Annotated in this window: 8 protein-coding genes and 3 rRNA genes; 5 read left to right on the top strand and 6 right to left on the bottom strand. The window is 61.6% G+C overall.

All coding sequences use genetic code 11. From position 1 onward, the window contains the following. Positions 1-22 precede the first annotated feature (22 nt). The gene (locus tag ABD830_RS45495) at positions 23-487 is read left to right on the top strand and encodes a GtrA family protein (protein ID WP_345001311.1); all 465 of its coding nucleotides are present in this window, start codon (positions 23-25) and stop codon (positions 485-487) included. A 131-nt stretch (positions 488-618) separates the two neighbouring features. Continuing rightward, positions 619-1,686: a glucose-1-phosphate thymidylyltransferase gene (locus tag ABD830_RS45490; RefSeq protein WP_345001309.1), complete on the top strand. Its 1,068-nt coding sequence runs from the start codon at positions 619-621 to the stop codon at positions 1,684-1,686. A 517-nt stretch (positions 1,687-2,203) separates the two neighbouring features. On the opposite strand, the gene ABD830_RS45485 is transcribed toward ABD830_RS45490, so the two are convergent. Further along, positions 2,204-5,326 carry a DUF4082 domain-containing protein gene (locus ABD830_RS45485; protein ID WP_345001307.1) on the bottom strand — a complete coding sequence of 1,041 codons (3,123 nt, stop codon included), beginning with the start codon at positions 5,324-5,326 and terminating at the stop codon, positions 2,204-2,206. A 959-nt stretch (positions 5,327-6,285) separates the two neighbouring features. Then, positions 6,286-8,439, bottom strand: a complete 2,154-nt coding sequence (locus ABD830_RS45480) for a DUF4082 domain-containing protein (RefSeq protein WP_345001305.1) — start codon at positions 8,437-8,439, stop codon at positions 6,286-6,288. A gap of 719 nt (positions 8,440-9,158) precedes the next feature. On the opposite strand from ABD830_RS45480, the gene ABD830_RS45475 reads away from it, so the two are divergent. The 3 genes from ABD830_RS45475 to ABD830_RS45465 all read left to right on the top strand — a co-directional run bounded on the left by ABD830_RS45475 (position 9,159) and on the right by ABD830_RS45465 (position 13,139). Further along, positions 9,159-10,103 (top strand): ice-binding family protein, encoded by a 945-nt coding sequence (locus ABD830_RS45475; RefSeq protein WP_345001303.1) that lies wholly within the window; start codon positions 9,159-9,161, stop codon positions 10,101-10,103. Between the two features lie 284 nt (positions 10,104-10,387). Further along, on the top strand, positions 10,388-11,632 hold the full coding sequence (locus ABD830_RS45470; protein ID WP_345001301.1) for a nucleotide sugar dehydrogenase: 1,245 nt from the start codon (positions 10,388-10,390) through the stop codon (positions 11,630-11,632). A gap of 628 nt (positions 11,633-12,260) precedes the next feature. Further along, positions 12,261-13,139: an FkbM family methyltransferase gene (locus ABD830_RS45465; RefSeq protein ID WP_345001299.1), complete on the top strand. Its 879-nt coding sequence runs from the start codon at positions 12,261-12,263 to the stop codon at positions 13,137-13,139. Between the two features lie 176 nt (positions 13,140-13,315). Here the strand turns inward: ABD830_RS45465 and ABD830_RS45460 are convergent, their stop codons facing one another. From ABD830_RS45460 to ABD830_RS45440, 4 genes are all read right to left on the bottom strand, one after another. After that, on the bottom strand, positions 13,316-14,113 hold the full coding sequence (locus tag ABD830_RS45460) for a choice-of-anchor C family protein (protein ID WP_345001297.1): 798 nt from the start codon (positions 14,111-14,113) through the stop codon (positions 13,316-13,318). A 525-nt stretch (positions 14,114-14,638) separates the two neighbouring features. After that, a 5S ribosomal RNA gene (gene rrf, locus ABD830_RS45450) occupies positions 14,639-14,755 on the bottom strand. A gap of 78 nt (positions 14,756-14,833) precedes the next feature. Continuing rightward, positions 14,834-17,937, bottom strand: a 23S ribosomal RNA gene (locus ABD830_RS45445). 293 nt (positions 17,938-18,230) lie between these two features. Continuing rightward, positions 18,231-19,749, bottom strand: a 16S ribosomal RNA gene (locus ABD830_RS45440). Together the 16S, 23S and 5S rRNA genes form the textbook arrangement of a ribosomal RNA operon. Positions 19,750-19,790 lie beyond the last annotated feature (41 nt).

The following is a 19,790-nucleotide window of genomic DNA, read 5'->3' as shown; positions in this document are numbered from 1 at the left end:
CGAGATGCGGAGTGTGGGCCACATGGTCGATCAGAAAGTCCGGACAAAGCGCGGCGAAGGAACGTCATTCGGATGGCGGAGCCTGCTCTCGACCCTTGTCGGTCAGCGCGTCGCGTATCTGCTGGCGGGTGCCATGACGGCGGTGGTCTATTACATTCTCCTGGGGCTGGCATCGATGCTCGCAGAGAATGCGGCGCCCTATCTTGTGCTGGTCGCGGTCAGCCACTTCGTCACCGTGGTCATCGTCTACCCGGGCTATCGGCTGCTGGTATTCCGCATTTCGGGCGATTCCTGGATTTCTGGATATTTCCGATTCTATGTGGTGGGGCTGGGCTTTCTCGGAGCGTCACTGGGCGGTCTCCCCATCCTGGTGGAGTTGGCCGGGATGCCGCTGATGCTGGCACAAGGTCTGATCATCGCGGCAAGTCCGCCGTTGACCTATCTCATCCACCGCACATGGACGTTCCGCACAAGGCGCAGCATCTAGCATCGGCAACGTTCTGGGTGTGCTTGAACAAGCGCGCGCGGCAGAGCGCCTCCCCAGGTAGAACCGTGCCTAGGCTGCTGCCCGCAGGCGGCCACTACGGCCACGTCCTCTTCACGGAAGGACCAGGACCGATGAAGGCACTCGTGCTGGCAGGCGGCAAGGGGACGCGGCTACGCCCCCTCACCCACACCTCCGCCAAGCAGCTCGTCCCAGTAGCGAACAAGCCGGTCCTCTACTACGGACTCGAGGCACTACGCGACGCCGGCATCACCAGCGTGGGCATCATCATCGGTGACACCGGTCAGGAGGTGCGTGACGCCGTCGGCGACGGTTCACGATTCGGCCTCGAGGTCACCTACATCCCCCAGGATGCTCCTCTGGGCCTGGCCCACTGCGTGCTCATCGCCAAGGAGTTCCTGGCCGAGGAGCCGTTCGTCATGTACCTCGGCGACAACTTCCTGGTCGGTGGCATCAGCGACCTGGTCGACGCGTTCCGCCGGGCCGACCACGACGCGCAGATCCTGCTCACGAGGGTCGCCGAGCCGCAGTTCTACGGGGTGGCCGAGCTCGGATCCGGCGGGGAGATCATCAGGCTGGAGGAGAAGCCGGAGCACCCGCGCAGCGACCTCGCGATCGTGGGGGTCTACATCTTCTCCCCCGCCATCCACGACGCCGTGAAGGCCATCACGCCGTCCGCACGAGGCGAATTGGAGATCACGGACGCCATCACCTGGCTCATCGACAACGGCTTCCGCGTCCACTCTCATATGGTCAGCGGCTACTGGAAGGACACCGGTCGGCTCCAGGACATCCTGGAGTGCAACCGCATCGTCCTCGAACAGGTGGAGCCGGAGGTCAACGGCTCCGTCGACGGCTTGAGCGAGGTCACCGGCAGGGTCATCATCGAGCAAGGCGCCGTAGTGGAGAACTCGGTGCTGCGCGGGCCGATCGTGGTGGGAGCCAACACCAAGATCACATCTGCCTACCTGGGCCCCTTCACGTCAATCGGGTCTGACTGCGTGGTGGCGAACGCGGAGATCGAATACTCGATCGTCCTCGACGGCTCATCCGTGGTCGGCGTCTCGCGCCTCGCGCGTTCCCTGATCGGGCGCAACGTGGAAGTGACCAGCGCGGCGGGCACACCCAACACCCACGAGCTCATGGTGGGCGACCACAGCAAGATCAAGGTGCGCGCATGAACATCCTTGCTCAGGTCATATCCGAATAGGCAGATGTGAGCGTCAACGTTCTGGACAAGCTCACCGACGCCTGAAACCTCGACAACCTGCCCCCCACCCCCGGCGAGACCCACGTCGGCCGGTCCATCGCCGGTGCCCCTCGTCGCCACCGATATCCTCGATCGCGAGCCCGTCCCGCTTCCTGGTGACGGGCTCAGCGTGCGCGGCCGGCCGCATGTCGGCGCCCCCTGTCGGGGCATCCGGTCAGTGCTGGAGAAGGGGTCGCCAGGCGAGGTCTACAACATCGGCGGCCGTCTGTCGTGCCCTCTCCGGCGCTTACCCCAGGCGCCTCAGCGAGGAGCCATGGGATTCGGGGCCGGTGTGATCGGCCAGAGCGGTCCCCGGACACGGGAGTACCCGCCCAACGTCGTAGCAGTGATCATCATCGGCATGCACGTGGGCACGCTCCAGGATCATGCGATCTCACACCAGAGCGCGCCCGCGGGCGCCTTCCGACGCCCGCGGGACACCCCATCAACTAGTCCGATACCGCGAACGCCACGTCGACCCAGTAGTTGGTGGACTGGTACGTATTCGTGGGGAACGTGTTCGTGGCGCCGTAGGAGTACACTCCGTTCCCGCTCAAATTACTGCTCGCCAGCGCGGTCAACGGACCATTGATGTACGGATTGACGAAATACAATCGCGACACCGAGTAAAAACCTGACGACGTATAATAGGACGCGATATACGTGGTGTTCGCAGTCACCGCCACCGGTGTGGAGAAGTTCACCTGTTGCCAGCCCGACGCCGACTCATTGGTGAAGGTCGCGCTCGCCAGCAACGTCCCGCTCGAGCTCCACAGACTACCCACATGAGTCCCCGTGTTCAGCGAGCCCTTGTAGAACCGGATGCCGCTGATGAAGCCGTTCGTCGTTGTCGTGAACTTCACCCCGAGGGTGACCGCCTGATTGTCGGCGAACGACTGAGTAGCGGGAGTCGCCGTGTCGTCCCACAGACTGAACGTCGGCGCGTACACCACGTCGACCCAGTAGTTGGAGGACTGGTACGTACTCGTGGGGAACGCGTTCGCGGCGCCGTAGGTGTACACCGCGTTCCCGCCCGAAGTACTGCTCGCCGGCGCGGTCAAAGGACCGTTGTTGTACGCGGTCCCGAAATACGGTCGCGTCAACGAATAGAAACCCGACGGCGTAAAATAGGACGCGATATACGTAGTGTTCGCAGTCACGCCCACCGGCGTGGAGAAGTTCACCTCCTGCCACCCCGACGCCGACTCATTGGTGAAGGTCGCGCTCGCCAGCAACGTCCCGCTCGAGCTCCACAGACTACCCACATGAGTCCCCGTGTTCAGCGAACCCTTGTAGAACCGGATACCACTGATGACGCCGCTCATCGACGCCGTGAACTTCACCCCGAGGGTGACCGCCTGATTGTCGGCGAACGACTGAGTAGCGGGAGTCGCCGTGTCGTCCCACAGACTGAACGTCGGCGCGTACACCACGTCGACCCAGTAGTTGCTGTCCTGGAAGGTCTCGGTCGGGAATGTGCCCGTACTGGCATAGGCGTACACACCGTTCCCACCCGAATCGGCGCTCGCCGGCGCGGTCAACGGATAGTTGCTGTACCCCGTGGTGAAATACGGTCGCGACACCGAGTAATGACCGGACGGCGCAAAATAGGACGCGATATACGTGGTGTTCGCACTCACCGCCACCGGGGTGGAGAAATTCACCTGCTGCCAGCCGCTGGCTGTTTCATTCGTGAAGGTGGCTTGCGCGAGGAGCGTCCCGGTGGACGTCCACAGATGGCCGACGTGCGTGCCCGTGTTGGCCGAGCCCTTGTAGAACCTGATTCCGCTGATGAGACCAGGGGTGGTGGCCTTGAACTTCACCCCTAGTTCCACGGAGTGGGAATCGCTGTACGACGCCACTGCCGGGACAGTCGTCGACGACCAGAGCGTGCAGCATGTCCCCCCTACGGTCACATTCACCGTGGTCGGATTCGTCTGGAGGTTGCCGATGTCATCGACCGCGCGAACCCTGATCGTCGCAGGTCCGTTGCCCGTGGGCGTCCATTGGTACTGCCAGGCGTTCCGGCCGGTCGCGTGAAACCATCTTGTGCCGTCGAACGAGACCTCCACACCCCCGACGACGCCGCCCCCGGTATCGCTCGCCGTTCCCTGAATGGTGACCGTCCTTCCCGGAACCACACCGGCGCCGGTCGACGGATTGACGACAGTCGACGTCGGTGGCGATGTGTCCGTCGACGGTGTCGCCGGAACCAGGCCGGACTGGAGGCTGGCCGGCTGGGCACGCATGTCGGCGAAGAGGTTGACCGTCGCCTGCTGCATATTGATGTCCGTTGGACTTCCGGCCCGATCGTGCACGGCATCGAGCCCCCACGCCCACTGGGTGGTTCCCGCGCCGAAGACGAGCGCTCCACTGGAAGCCCGGTAGAGCACCAGACTGTGTGTGGCGGTCCCATCACCGTACAGGCTTCCGTAGTTCAGCAGAAACTTGCTGGTCGTGTGCACGGTCGTTCTCGAGAACTTGACCAGTCCGGGCGGCGTGACCTCGTTGTCCGGAGCCTCGTCCCACTCGTACCCCAGCGTGCCCGCTGGAAAGGTCACCACCTGGCCCGGAGAGAGATTGGCGATTGCCGTGTTGCGCCACAATCGCATGTCGCTGAAGTCGGACGGGACCTGCATCGAATCGTTGACGACCCCGTTGACCATGAACAGCGTGCCTGTCAACGCGTTCTCCGGTCGCCCTCCGTCCGCCGGTGGCGAGTAGCGCGGGTCTCGCCAGGTCCCTGTCCATGTCGAAGTCGGATCGAGCCTCGTGTTGTTCGCCAGTGTCTCTTTGTAGCAGACCATTGTCCGGAACGCGGTGCCGTCCGCGATGCTGCTCTCCCACCTGGTCTTCCAGAAGATCTCGTTGCCCGAGAAGAAGGTGAGGTTCACACCGTTGTCGCGGGCGTTCTGCACGTTGCTCCGCATCTCGTTCGACCAGTACTCGTCATGGCCGGAGGACATGAACACCTTGTGCCCGAGGATTGCCGCTCCCCGCGTGACGGTGTCCACGTTGGTGGTGTAACTCACGTCGTACGCGTTCGCCTCGAGCCATCTGACCATCGGATATTCGGAGTCGAAGAACCAGCTGTACGGACTGTAACTTCGGGTGTTGAACGGACGGTTGTAGCTGACCTTGAACGCCCGGCCCACCGGGGCGCCCGTATAGAGGTTGTTGCCCCCGTAGTCGTTGTACGCCTGCCACGTGGCATCCGACGTCTGCACCAGCAGATCCGACTGCCTGGTGTCGTCCCTGACCACGAAGATCATCTGGCTGGCTTGATCCGACACGTCCTCCCGCACCAGCTTCGCGATGTAGACGCCGGAGACCGCGTCCGCCGGCACGTCCCATGAGGCCGACACCGCCCAGTTGCCACAGTCGATGAGGCCGGTGCTGCTGTCGGTGAGGCATGCCGGCTGCGTCTGCGGAAGCGGGACGGACGGCTGAACCGTCGTGATCAGACGCGCTCCCAAACCGCTGTAGTAGCCCATGCGGTAGATGTCCAGGCGATAGTCGGTTGATGGGGTAAGCACCTTGAACTGCACTGTTTCCCCGTGGTTGACACTCATTTGAGTGGCATATCCCTGGATGTTGGGCGAACCCGATCCGACGATGTCCCACTGGCTGGGCGGGCTGCCGGGAAGGCTGTTCTCGATGCAAATGATGGACGTAGGCGGACATGCGGCCCTGCGGAGGCGCGCGCTGCTCTTGGCAGTTCGGCGCTTCTTCGGAGGCGGTGTTGGGAGGGCCGAGAGCGTGTCAGCGGGCACGGCGACGGGTACGTTCCTCGATGGCGCCGCCGACGGTGTCGTCGAAACGCTGGAGGTCTCGGGCGTCGTCGTCGAAACGCTAGGGGGCTCGGACGTCTGCTCACCGGGCTCAGGAGTGGACGCGCGTGTGGGACTGGAGATGGCACCGAGCAGACAAACCAGAATGATCAGACTGTTCCCGCAGGCGATCCATCGCTTCAGGCGCCGACGCCGTGGCTCTCGCCTGCGCGCACCGTCTCGCACCGTCAATCTGCTCACCGCATTCAATCCTTCGAACGGGACCTGCATGAGGCATCGGAAGCCTCCCCGTACGAGCGCCGGAGGAAGTGCCGGACACTCGCGGCCGAGGACGTTCTTGCCAGCCTTGGATATGGCTGCTCGGCGGACAGTTCGTCCATGCTGGACTCACATTCCGGAGTCCGCGGGATCGCTCGATCGCCGTTGACGATCGTCAGCTCAACGTGCCGGCCCTTTCCCAGAAACCGGCCGTCACCGAAGCACCGCGGCTCGAGCACCGCGGAACTGACCGCCCTTCCGCGCTCTGCCGGGACATGGGCCGGAACCCGATGAGCCCATCGCGACCACGCGACAGGGAGCGGCCTCGAGCACGGTAAGGCGTGAAACTTCAGCCATGCGTGCAGCTTGACAACGCCAGCGCCGCGACCGGATGCAGACGCCCGGTCGCGGCGATGTCTTTTGCCAATGATTTGTTGCGTATTCAGATTTCGCTGGACAGCGAGCCGAACCGGATAGCTCGGCTAATCCGCGCTGAAGATCAGGTCCACCCAGTAGTTGGTGGCCTGGTAGCTGTTCGTCGGGAAGGTGCTGGTTGCGCCGTAAATATAGACGCCGTTGCCACCTTCGGCACCGTTCGCCAGCGCGGTAAGCGGCGAGTTCACGTATTGAGACGCGAAATAAGGCCGATTTACCGAATAACGCCCAGACGTGGTGTGATAAGAAGCGACATACGTCGTGTCCGCGTTAATAACGACCGGCGTCGCGAAGTTCACCTGCTGCCAGCCCGATGCGGTCTCATTAGAGAACGTCGCATTCGCCAGCAACTGACCGGACGACGTCCACAGCGCCCCCGTATGCGTACCCGTATTCAGCGAACCCTTATAGAACCGGATACCCGTCACCATCCCACTCGTCGACGCCTTGAACTTGACGCCCAGCGTGACCGCGGATGCGTCGTTGAGAGACGCGACGGCCGGCACATCCGCGGTGTCCCACAGAGCCCTTGCCGGCACGAACACCACGTCCACCCAATAGTTGGTGGCCTGATAGCTGTTCGTCGGGAAGGTGCTGGTTGCGCCGTAAATATAGACACCGTTGCCACCATCGGCACCGTCCGCCAGCGCGGTAAGCGGCGAGTTCACGTATTGAGACGCGAAATAAGGCCGATTTACCGAATAACGCCCAGACGTGGTGTGATAAGAAGCGACATACGTCGTGTCCGCGTTAATAACGACCGGCGTCGCGAAGTTCACCTGCTGCCAGCCCGATGCGGTCTCATTAGAGAACGTCGCATTCGCCAGCAACTGACCGGACGACGTCCACAGCGCCCCCGTATGCGTACCCGTATTCAGCGAACCCTTATAGAACCGGATACCCGTCACCATCCCACTCGTCGACGCCTTGAACTTGACGCCCAGCGTGACCGCGGATGCGTCTGGGTAAGAGGCGATATCCGGGGCATCCGCATTGCTCCACAAGCTTGTGCGAACGACTTCGTTGATCGAAGGTGAGGTGCTTGGGGCGAAGTTGACCGGGTTTTCGCCGTCAAAGGTTGTTCCGCCGAGGTAGACGGCGGTCATGCGGTGCTGGCCTGCGCCGAGGCTGGAGGTGGTGAAGACGGCGGGTTGGGTGGTGCTTTGGAAGGCCGTGCCGAGTACGGTGTCGCCGTCCTTGAACGCGACGTCTCCCTGGGGGACGAGAGTGCCGCTGGTGGGGTTGACGTTAGCGGTGAAAGTGATGGATTGCCCTGGTCGAGCGGGGTTGTTGTTGGTGCTGAGTGTCGTGGTGGTGGGCCGGTCGTCAGGGAGCTGCAGGAGCGTGGCGGGTTCACTGCCGGCGCCGCTGATGGTGATGGCGTTGTTGAGGGTGAACAGACGCCCGATTGCGTTGGCCCGCGTGTTCACGGTAATGGCATTCGAGGCGATGAGGTCTCCCCGGAAGGTGGTGAAGGTGTTCAGGGTGGCGGAGTCACTGATCACCCAGTAGAGGTTGTCCGCTTGAGCGCCGCCGGTGAGGGTGACGGTACTGGACATGGCGGCGGTCAACGTGGCGGCCTTGAAGACGAAGAGAGCGTCCGGATTGGCCTGGGCATCCAGGGTCAGGGTTCCATTGATCTGGAAGTTGCCCGTAGTGGAAGCGTAGACGCCGGGCGTTTTGGTGGTGCTGCCCAGTTCCGCGGGCACGGTGGCGTTCGGGGGGCGACCGGAGAGGTCGTTGTATGCGGCGACCACGTCCGACTTGGCGTTCGCCGCGGTGGAGTCGCCGGCGTGGATCGTGCCGGTCACGATGCCGGGCGGGAAGCCCGTGACGCTGGAGCCCGGGCTCGTTCCCAGATCTCCGATGACCCTGGTGAGATTGCTGTTGCTCACCGCCGATCCCGCCAGCACCGCGAACGGCGCGGCATCACCAATACTCACCGGATCCGCTTCTGCGCTTGGCGCTGTCACGACGACGGCGCCCATCGCGAGCAGGATCGTCAGGGCCGCGGACGACCAGGAACGAACGACGTTTCCTGAGCCGCGCGGGCGCGCGGCATCTTCCATGGTCGCGGCCTTCCTCCAGAAGCGCAGCTTGCTTCCTTCCGGAGCGCCTGAACGCTGTTGAGCGTTCTCACCACGCTCCAGCGCGGCCGTACCGGCCGCGTCATCGCTTGCGTCGTAACGGAACATCGACATGCGACACAACTCCCTAAAAGCCTCGTACCGGAGCTCGCACAGCCACGATCATCGGGCGCGAAATACCGCGCGAATGTCATCATCGGCGATGCGCCGTCACGACATGCGACGATGTGTGCGCCTAGAACGGTAGCAAGCGCGCGTTTTATTCAATCAACCAAGACTCCGGTTAATGGGCTTTTAGTGCGGACATTACCCCTCCATGTCCGGGCCCGTTGCTTACTTGGAGGTTTTAACTAGATATATTGCGATCTTCGCGCGCAGGCCGCGACTTCTCCCAGCGCGTCGAATCCGAGTACGGAAGCGATAAAATTCTCATAATGAACAAATGGCGATAGAGGGCCAAAATCTGCTCACTGCCGGAACCGCGCCCATTCTCGCCCCTACCAGCGGCTACGACACGTGCGAAGCTGGGCCCTCGGCCGCATGGAAGACCGATCAGCACTTGGGCGCCCAGATGTTTACCGGAACAGTGGATAACACCTGAATGACGGTTCCGGCTTCTAGGGCGGCGAGCAGTAACGTCACGCTTACAGCCGCCATCATTGCTGGGCACTATCTCCGCCAATTCCCGACATAAGGGGGATGTTGTGGTATTTACTGAATCCCGGATACCTCTCGCATCGAAAGTACGCTTCTCATTGGCAGCGCCTCTGACGGCTCTTCTTGTCGCGACCGGAGCCAATGCAATTCACAGCCATCGGGTCAAGGCGGATCCGGTGAGTATCGGTGATGCCGCGCCGTTCGCGGTGCTGGCGGGATCGGCGGTGACCAACACCGATCTCACCAGGGTCATCGGAGATCTGGGAACGAGCCCCGGCTCCAGCGTCACGGGCTTCCCACCCGGCACCGTGACCGGCAAGATCCACGCCGGCGACTCCACCGCTGCGAACGCCAAGTCCGACGTGGTCACGGTCTACAACGACCTCTCGGCACGCGCGCCCGATGCCACCGTGCCCGCAGAACTGGGCAACACCACCAAAACGCCCGGCGTCTACGCTTCCACCACGGGCAACTTCCAGATCAACGGGACGCTCGTCCTGGACGCCCAGGCCAATCCGGACTCTCTCTTCGTCTTCAAGGCCGCCACGTTGACCGCCGCCAGGTCCAGCACCATCACCCTCGCCGGCGGCGCCAAAGCCGAGAACCTCTACTGGGTGATCAGTGACTCCGCCACCCTCGACACCTTCACCACCTTCCGGGGAGACCTCATCGCCGCCAATGCCATCACCGTCAACAGCAGAGCGAATTCCATCGGACGCCTGTTCACCCTCAACAAGGCCATCACCATCACGGGGGCAACCAGCCAGCCACCCACGCTTCTCCAGGTACCCGACGATCTCCCCACCACCACGACACTGAGTTCCGACAACAATCCCTCTCACGCAGGAGAACCTGTCACCTTCACCGCCACCGTCAACGCCGTCGACGGCACCACCACCCTGGTCCCCCAAGGAAATGTCGTCTTCAAAGACGGCGGCACCGTCCTCGGCACCGCATTTCACGGCGAGAACCAACCCGCCACCATCACCACCTCAAACCTCAGCACGGGACAACACCACATCACCGCCGTCTATCTCGGCGGAACCAGCTTCAACAACGAAGAGCCCATACACTTCGCCCCAAGCAGTTCGCCCTCGCTTACGCAGACGGTCAACCCATAGCGAGGGCCGACCACGTGCGGGGAGGGTTCCGTCCCATCCGGGAAGAGGCGGGAACGGCGGGCCGGCGCGACGGATCGGGACCCTCCTCCGCGCTGTCGCGCCGCGGCGCGGAAGAAGACGTCGGGCCCATGCACGCGGAAGAAGGCTCCTGTCGCCACCTTGTCGGCCCTGCCGCGCGACGACACGCCGACGTCTCCGTCGAAGCAGCAGCGTGTCAAGCCGGAACTTCTACAGTCGTCTTATCTCATCCTGAAGTGCGGGGACTTGATATGAGAGAGAAGCTAGTGGTCGTCGGCCAGGGGTATGTAGGGTTGCCTCTGGCGATGCGGGCGGTCGAAGCCGGGTTCGACGTCGTGGGGATCGACGTGGACGAATGGCGTGTCAAACGGTTGAACGCCGGCGAATCCTATGTCGAGGACATCGGCGACGATCAGATCATGGCCGCGCAGAGTTGCGGCCGTTATTTCGCCAGCACCGATTACGCCGACGCCAAGGGGTTCGACATCTGTGTGATCACGGTGCCGACGCCGCTGTGCGACGGCGCTCCAGACCTTCGTCACATCACCTCGGCCGGCCAGTCCATCGCTCCTCTGATCCGACGAGGAGCCGCAGTGGTCCTGGAGTCGACCACCTATCCCGGCACCACGGAGGAGTGTCTCCGCCCTCTGCTAGAGGACGGCTCCGGATTGCGTGCGCCCGACGACTTCTACCTCGGCTACAGTCCGGAACGCATCGATCCCGGCAACCCTCGGTGGCGTCTGGAGAACACGCCGAAGGTCGTGTCCGGCATCGACGAGTCATCTCTCGCCAGGATCAGGCGCTTCTACGAGTGCATCGTCCGTGAGGTCGTTCCCGTCTCCTCGGTCCGAGGGGCCGAACTCTGCAAGCTGTTGGAGAACACCTTCCGGCACGTCAACATCGCCCTGATGAACGAGTTGTCCATCTTCGCGCAGCGGCTCGGCATCGACGTCTGGGAGGCCATCGAGGCCGCCTCCACCAAGCCGTTCGGCTACATGCGTTTCTTCCCTGGCCCCGGTGTCGGCGGGCATTGCCTGCCCATTGACCCGTCATACCTGTCATGGGCCGTCAAACGGGACCTCGGACACAACTTCCGGTTCGTGGAACTGGCCAACGACATCAACAACAGCATGCCGGACCACGTGGTGCACCGGCTCGCCATGGCCCTGAACGAGCGTGCCAAGCCCATCAAGGGCAGTCGCGTGCTTCTGCTGGGGCTCGCGTACAAGAAGAACGTCGGAGACTGCCGTGAGTCCCCGTCTCTCGAGGTGGCCAAATCGCTCAGTAAGCTTGGCGCGCACGTGCGGGCCGCCGACCCGTACGTCGAAGACTCCCTGGTGCCGGCCAACATCGAAATTGTCGAGGCCACAGCTCGGGCGATCTCGGCGGCGGACGCCGTGGTGATTCTCACGGACCACGACTGCTTCGACTACAACCTGATCGAACAGACGAGCCCCTTCGTTTTCGATACCCGCAACCGCTGCCGGGGTCCCAACGTGGAACGCCTCTGACCGGAACCGGACTACCCAGACGTCGGTCCCGCCTTGAACGGCGCGTCGCGTTCGGCGACGAGGGGCGATCGCATGAGCTCCGCGTGAAACCGCCACGTGACACGTACAGGAAGATCAACGCGATGTCCCTGGACCGGCCTGACCTGTCAGAGCGCTAGATAGTCAAGCCTCTGCGGCGAGCCGGATCCGGGCCCCATGCCGACCTGGTCGCCACGATCGGTGCGGCCGCCTTGCTCGGCGCCACCCGGTCTGTTGTTCCTGTTGCGGTTGGCCGACGGCCGGTTGTCACTCGTCCTACGCCGCTCTCCCTCTGGAACGAAACCTTGATCGGCACTTTGCGTGCCTTCAGGGACACGGGCGCGAGTGTCAATGAGAAGGCATCCTCTTGCCCCTTTCTACAGGCAAGTCATGTACGCCTCCCAAAAGAGCACAGCCGGGGTGTGGCCTGCGGATGCTTCCCGGATTCATACGGCAGCCTGACAAAAGGAGAAAGCCATGGCCAGACGGTCCGCCGGCAGGACGAGGACGGCGACAAGGCCAACGCGGGCGATCAGTGCTCTTTGAGGTCAATGTCAACCACACCGCCAAGAGAACGCGACACCCCACGAGATCGGAGAGGATCACGCCGATGAGCGCCCAAGGAACACTGAAGGCCATTCTGAACCACCCTGCCAACCGTGGCAATCGAGGGGCGGCTCTCATTCGCACCGCTATGTGGCAGACCTGGAAGAGATTGATACGCCAGCCTTTTGATTTGACCGTGTACGAGAACATGAAGCTTCGGGCCCACCCCAACGGCCAGGCCGGTCGGTTCTTCTACTTCGGCTCATTGCCGGATCACCAGGAGATGACCTTCATGCGGCGCTATCTCCGACCCGGTGACGGCTTCATCGACTGCGGCGCCAATGAGGGCGTCTACACGCTTCTCGCCGCAAAGCTGGTCGGTCCGGCGGGAGAGGTGCATGCGTTCGAGGCGGTTCCTCTCTTCGTCACCAGACTGCGCCGGAACATCCTGGCCAACCACCTCACGATGGTCGAGGTCCACTCGGACGCCGTCGGCGCGGAGCCAGGCCGGACGCCTTTCGTGATCCGTGGAGTCGGCTCGCGTATCCAGACGCGGGAAGACGTCGCAGCTGGCGGCAACACGGTCGACGTGAACGTCGTCCGCCTCGATGACGTGCTGCCTGACCGCAGCTGGGCGATGGGCAAGCTTGATGTCGAGGGGGCGGAGCACCAGGCCCTGAGAGGTGCCGAGAAGCTTATCGCTCGGGGGGAGCCCGCCGTCTTGATGCTGGAACTCGTCGATCGTTTCCTCACGCGATTCGGTTCCAGCGTGACGCAGGTTCGTGAGTGGCTCGCAGATCACGGCTACGAGTTCGTGTGCTACGAAGCCGGCCCCAACCGGTTGATGACGGCGCCAGAGTCGTTCGTTCCGAAGCCGAACATCCTCGCTGTTTCGCGGCAGCGACGAGCCGAGGTTGACGCTCGGCTACGCCGCGCACTGTAAAGGCGCATGGGCTCGGGCGGAGATCCCATCATCAGGGATCCGCAACGCCCGTCCGTCGACCGCTTACCTCCGGGCCGGAGCATCGTCGTGTGGGACAGACAGACTCACGGCCCGGTCGGCAAGCAGACAGGCGCAGCGGGTCGCACTTACGACTGGCAGCGCCTCGACCAACTACGTCAGGGGCTGCTGCAGGCACATCGGTCAACGTCTACGTCGTCGATGACCGGGCCGTAGGCGCTGCTGGTCGTGCTCCTGAATTCCAGAGTGGCGGAGAGCCCGGTCGCTGTGAACCTCACCTTCCGCGTCTGGTAACCCATGTTGGCCTTGGTGGCACCTGAGATGTCGAAGCTGAAGCTCTGCACGACGGCCCCGTTGACGAGGACCTGTCCCGTCTTCACTGTCGGAAGACCGCCTGGATTCCCGGCGAGTGAGAAGACCACCTCATAACTCTCGCCTGGACGCGTGGCGATGGTCTGACGGACCCCGCCGGGAGGGCTGTCTGTCCCGCCGTTGAGGTCCACTGACTGGCTCCCGTCCGACGCCTGCCAGAAGTTGGTCCGGGCCAGGTCCACACTGCCCGCGCTGACCTGCCACGTTCCGATGGACTCTCCGATGATGAAGTTCTGGAAGTAGTCCGGTGTTATGTCGAGCTGCTCGAAGCTGCCGTTCCCCAGCTTCGCCGTGGCCGCCGCCGGCGTGGGTGCGAGGGCTACCGCCAGCGCGCCCGTCAGGCCGGCGCCGACGCAGAGCCGGCGCCAAGGGCTCGCGTGGGCGGATCTGTCGCGGAGACGCGACGGAGCAGAAACCCGGCGGTGGGCAGAAGATATGTCAGCAGTCATGATCTTCCTTCGGAGTACGCGATTCCGTGAATGGATGGCGGACTTGATCCCGTCATCCAGGTGCTCATTCTCAAGAGCCATGGCGACAATCGCCCGCTTGACGGAGCACCTCAAAGTAATCACCGACAAGCTCATCCGTCCAGGACGGACACGCCAGTCCGCTACCGCGTACGCTTCGTTGGAATATGCCAGTAAATCCCGTCATTACTTGTTGATTTTCTGTAGCGTGTCGCCACTGCGCCATCGCCTCGTGGAACTGCTCCTACGCGCCCTCCTCAGACACGCAGCCCGCAGTCACCGGGCCGCGCCCGTTGAGATCGACCGATGGGATTTCTTGCTCATCACCGATCACTGTATTGGGCCTTTGTCGGAATAATCCATATTCGGACATGTCTCCGGCGCAGTACCGAATCGCCGACAAAGGAAGGGCCGTTCGCCCAATGCCGACAGCAGCGCAGTCTGTCCAGAATGTCCCAGGCCTTCAAAGTGACGACGGCACGTTCGCCGCAGGCACCGCCGCCGGCGTGGGAGCGGTTGACCTCTTGCTGGTGACGCGAGAAGCGGCGGCCGATGCCGGTGGCGCTTGCACGGGGTGCGATGGTGCAACAAAAAAAAGGGGGTTCGACGCACGTGGCGTCGAACCCCCTTCTATTAATGATTGTGCGGCGGTGACCTACTCTCCCACACCCTCCCGAGTGCAGTACCATCGGCGCTGGGAAGCTTAACTTCCGGGTTCGGAATGTAACCGGGTGTTTCCTTCCCGCCATAACCGCCGCAACCCCTCGAGCAGCAACTGTTTGCTGTCTCAGAATTGCCTAGTGGACGCGAGCAAGAACGACTCGAAAAGTCTGCTTTGTGGTCAAGTCCTCGGCCTATTAGTACCGGTCAGCTCCACACGTTACCGTGCTTCCACCTCCGGCCTATCAACCCGGTCGTCTACCGGGAGCCTTACCCACTCTCGTGGTGGGAGACCTCATCTCAAGGCAAGCTTCCCGCTTAGATGCTTTCAGCGGTTATCCCTCCCGAACGTAGCCAACCAGCCGTGCACCTGGCGGTACAACTGGCACACCAGAGGTTCGTCCGTCCCGGTCCTCTCGTACTAGGGACAGCCCCTTTCAAGTCTCCTGCGCGCGCAGCGGATAGGGACCGAACTGTCTCGCGACGTTCTAAACCCAGCTCGCGTACCGCTTTAATGGGCGAACAGCCCAACCCTTGGGACCTACTCCAGCCCCAGGATGCGACGAGCCGACATCGAGGTGCCAAACCATCCCGTCGATATGGACTCTTGGGGAAGATCAGCCTGTTATCCCCGGGGTACCTTTTAGCCGTTGAGCGACACCGCTTCCACACGCCGATGCCGGATCACTAGTCCCAGCTTTCGCTCCTGCTCGACCCGTCAGTCTCACAGTCAAGCTCCCTTGTGCACTTACACTCAACACCTGATTGCCAACCAGGCTGAGGGAACCTTTGGGCGCCTCCGTTACTCTTTGGGAGGCAACCGCCCCAGTTAAACTACCCACCAGACACTGTCCCCGATCCGGATCACGGACCAGAGTTAGACATCCAAAACGACCAGAGTGGTATTTCACCAATGACTCCACCCGAACTAGCGTCCGAGCTTCCCAGTCTCCCACCTATCCTACACAAGCCGTTCCAAACACCAATGTCAAGCTGTAGTGAAGGTCCCGGGGTCTTTCCGTCCTGCTGCGCGAAACGAGCATCTTTACTCGTACTGCAATTTCACCGGGTCTGCGGTTGAGACAGCGGGGAAGTCGTTACGCCATTCGTGCAGGTCGGAACTTACCCGACAAGGAATTTCGCTACCTTAGGATGGTTATAGTTACCACCGCCGTTTACCGGCGCTTAAGTTCTCACCTTCGCCCAACAAGTTGAGCTAAGCGGTCCCCTTAACGTTCCGGCACCGGGCAGGCGTCAGTCCGTATACATCGTCTTACGACTTCGCACGGACCTGTGTTTTTAGTAAACAGTCGCTTCCCCCTGGCCACTGCGACCCCCACCAGCTCCGAGTGCAAAACTCATCACCAGCAGAGGTCCCCCTTCTCCCGAAGTTACGGGGGCAATTTGCCGAGTTCCTTAACCACAGTTCACCCGATCGCCTTGGTATTCTCTACCTGACCACCTGAGTCGGTTTAGGGTACGGGCCGCCACAACACTCACTAGAGGCTTTTCTCGGCAGCATAGGATCATCCACTTCGCCACAATTGGCTCGGCATCACATCTCAGGCATAAAGAACGCGGATTTGCCTACGTTCCGCCCTACATGCTTACCCCAGGACAACCATCGCCTGGGCTGGACTACCTTCCTGCGTCACCCCATCGCTTACCTACTACCCGATCGGTTCGAGCGTTCACTCTGACCCCAAGCCCGAAGGCTCAAGCGAGTTAAGGACTCTTAGCATCACGAGGTTCAGTATGGGCGCATTGAAGCGGGTACGGGAATATCAACCCGTTGTCCATCGACTACGCCTGTCGGCCTCGCCTTAGGTCCCGACTTACCCTGGGCGGATTAGCCTGCCCCAGGAACCCTTGGTCATCCGGCGCGAGGGTTTCTCACCCTCGATTCGCTACTCATGCCTGCATTCTCACTCGCACAGCTTCCACAACTAGATCACTCTGCTGCTTCACCAGCTGCACGACGCTCCCCTACCCACCAACAGCTCATAGCTGTCAGTGCCACGACTTCGGCGGTGTACTTGAGCCCCGCTACATTGTCGGCGCAGAATCACTTGACCAGTGAGCTATTACGCACTCTTTCAAGGGTGGCTGCTTCTAAGCCAACCTCCTGGTTGTCTCTGCGACTCCACATCCTTTCCCACTTAGCACACGCTTAGGGGCCTTAGTCGGTGATCTGGGCTGTTTCCCTCTCGACTACGAACCTTATCGCCCGCAGTCTCACTGCCACGCTCTCACTTACCGGCATTCGGAGTTTGGCTGACGTCAGTAACCTTGTCGGGCCCATTAGCCATCCAGTGCTCTACCTCCGGCAAGAAACACGCGACGCTGCACCTAAATGCATTTCGGGGAGAACCAGCTATCACGGAGTTTGATTGGCCTTTCACCCCTACACACAGATCATCCCCCAGGTTTTCAACCCTGGTGGGTTCGGTCCTCCACCCAGTCTTACCTGAGCTTCAACCTGCCCATGCGTAGATCACTCCGCTTCGGGTCTACAGCATGCGACTCAAACGCCCTATTCAGACTCGCTTTCGCTACGGCTCCCCCACACGGGTTAACCTCGCCACACACCATAACTCGCAGGCTCATTCTTCAAAAGGCACGCAGTCACATCACACAACAGCAAGCTGCTGTAAGCTCCTACGGCTTGTAGGCACACGGTTTCAGGTACTATTTCACGACCCCTCACCGGGGCACTTTTCACCTTTCCCTCACGGTACTCGTGCACTATCGGTCATCAGGGAGTATTTAGGCTTACCAGGTGGTCCTGGCAGATTCACACAGGATTTCTCGAGCCCCGTGCTACTTGGGATCCCCTCCGAGAGTCCATCCAATTTCGCCTACCCGGCTCTCACGGTCTACGGCGCCCCTTCCCAGAGGCTTCAACTATCAGATGGATTTATCACTCTCCGAGACAGCGGCAGCTACCTCAAGAAGGTCCCACGACCCCGGACATGCAACGCCTGCCGGCTATCACACACGCCCGGTTTAGCCTCATCCGCTTTCGCTCACCACTACTCACGGAATCACATATTGTTTTCTCTTCCTACGGGTACTGAGATGTTTCACTTCCCCGCGTTACCACCAACCGCCCTATACATTCAGGCGGAGGCAACACCACATGACTGGTGCTAGGTTTCCCCATTCGGACATCCCCGGATCAACGTCTGGTTGGCGACTCCCCGAGGCTTAACGCAGCCTCCCACGTCCTTCATCGGCTCCTGATGCCAAGGCATCCACCGTGTGCCCTAAAAAACTTGGCCACAAAGATGCTCGCGTCCACTATGCAAATCTCAAACAACAAACAGCAACCAGCTCCAAACCCCCGCAAGAGTTCTTCGCTGGTCCTGTAATCCAGAAGAACCGGTCACCCGTTTCCTCAGGACCCAACAGTGTGTCCAACCAACCCCAGCCCCCTCGCGGCCGTTCCCACTCCCCTCCGAAGAGAGGCGGTACTAACCCACAGACAACCAGGCTTGGTTGAGTAGCCAGTGCTCCACTAGTGAGCTGTCACCCCACCGATCGTGCGCCGGTGACGGGCGAGTGTGCTCCTTAGAAAGGAGGTGATCCAGCCGCACCTTCCGGTACGGCTACCTTGTTACGACTTCGTCCCAATCGCCAGCCCCACCTTCGACCGCTCCCCCCCTTACGGGTTGGGCCACGGGCTTCGGGTGTTGCCGACTTTCGTGACGTGACGGGCGGTGTGTACAAGGCCCGGGAACGTATTCACCGCAGCATTGCTGATCTGCGATTACTAGCGACTCCGACTTCATGGGGTCGAGTTGCAGACCCCAATCCGAACTGAGACCGGCTTTTAGGGATTCGCTCCACCTCACGGTATCGCAACCCTCTGTACCGGCCATTGTAGCATGTTTGCAGCCCAAGACATAAGGGGCATGATGACTTGACGTCATCCCCACCTTCCTCCGAGTTGACCCCGGCAGTCCCCCATGAGTCCCCACCACCCCGAAGGGCGTGCTGGCAACATGGAGCAAGGGTTGCGCTCGTTGCGGGACTTAACCCAACATCTCACGACACGAGCTGACGACAGCCATGCACCACCTGTCACCCAGTCCGAAGAGGGCCCCATCTCTGGAGCTTTCCGGGTGATGTCAAACCTTGGTAAGGTTCTTCGCGTTGCGTCGAATTAAGCAACATGCTCCGCCGCTTGTGCGGGCCCCCGTCAATTCCTTTGAGTTTTAGCCTTGCGGCCGTACTCCCCAGGCGGGGCGCTTAATGCGTTAGCTCCGGCACGGAGATCGTGGAAGACCCCCACACCTAGCGCCCAACGTTTACAGCGTGGACTACCAGGGTATCTAATCCTGTTCGCTCCCCACGCTTTCGCTCCTCAGCGTCAGGTAAGGCCCAGCAAGCCGCCTTCGCCACCGGTGTTCCTCCTGATATCTGCGCATTTCACCGCTACACCAGGAATTCCACTTGCCCCTACCTACCTCTAGCCGGCCCGTATCCACCGCAGACCCGCAGTTAAGCTGCGGGCTTTCACGGCAGACGCGACCAGCCACCTACGAGCTCTTTACGCCCAATAATTCCGGACAACGCTTGCGCCCTACGTATTACCGCGGCTGCTGGCACGTAGTTAGCCGGCGCTTCTTCTGCAGGTACACGTCAACTTCGTCCCTGCTGAAAGAGGTTTACAACCCGAAGGCCGTCATCCCCCACGCGGCGTCGCTGCGTCAGGCTTCCGCCCATTGCGCAATATTCCCCACTGCTGCCTCCCGTAGGAGTCTGGGCCGTGTCTCAGTCCCAGTGTGGCCGGTCGCCCTCTCAGGCCGGCTACCCGTCGTCGCCTTGGTAGGCCACTACCCCACCAACAAGCTGATAGGCCGCGAGCCCATCCCCAACCGAAAAACTTTCCACCACCACCCGATGCCAGGGGCGGTCATATCCGGTATTAGACCCAGTTTCCCGGGCTTATCCCAGAGTCAGGGGCAGGTTGCTCACGTGTTACTCACCCGTTCGCCGCTCGAGTACCCCGAAGGGCCTTTCCGCTCGACTTGCATGTGTTAAGCACGCCGCCAGCGTTCGTCCTGAGCCAGGATCAAACTCTCCAAACAATGTCTCGTCTGGATTGTGAATCCAAGCAATAACCGTCAAT

This window comes from Nonomuraea helvata (assembly GCF_039535785.1).
Classification (GTDB): domain Bacteria; phylum Actinomycetota; class Actinomycetes; order Streptosporangiales; family Streptosporangiaceae; genus Nonomuraea; species Nonomuraea helvata.
This window is presented reverse-complemented; position numbering and strand designations above follow the sequence as displayed.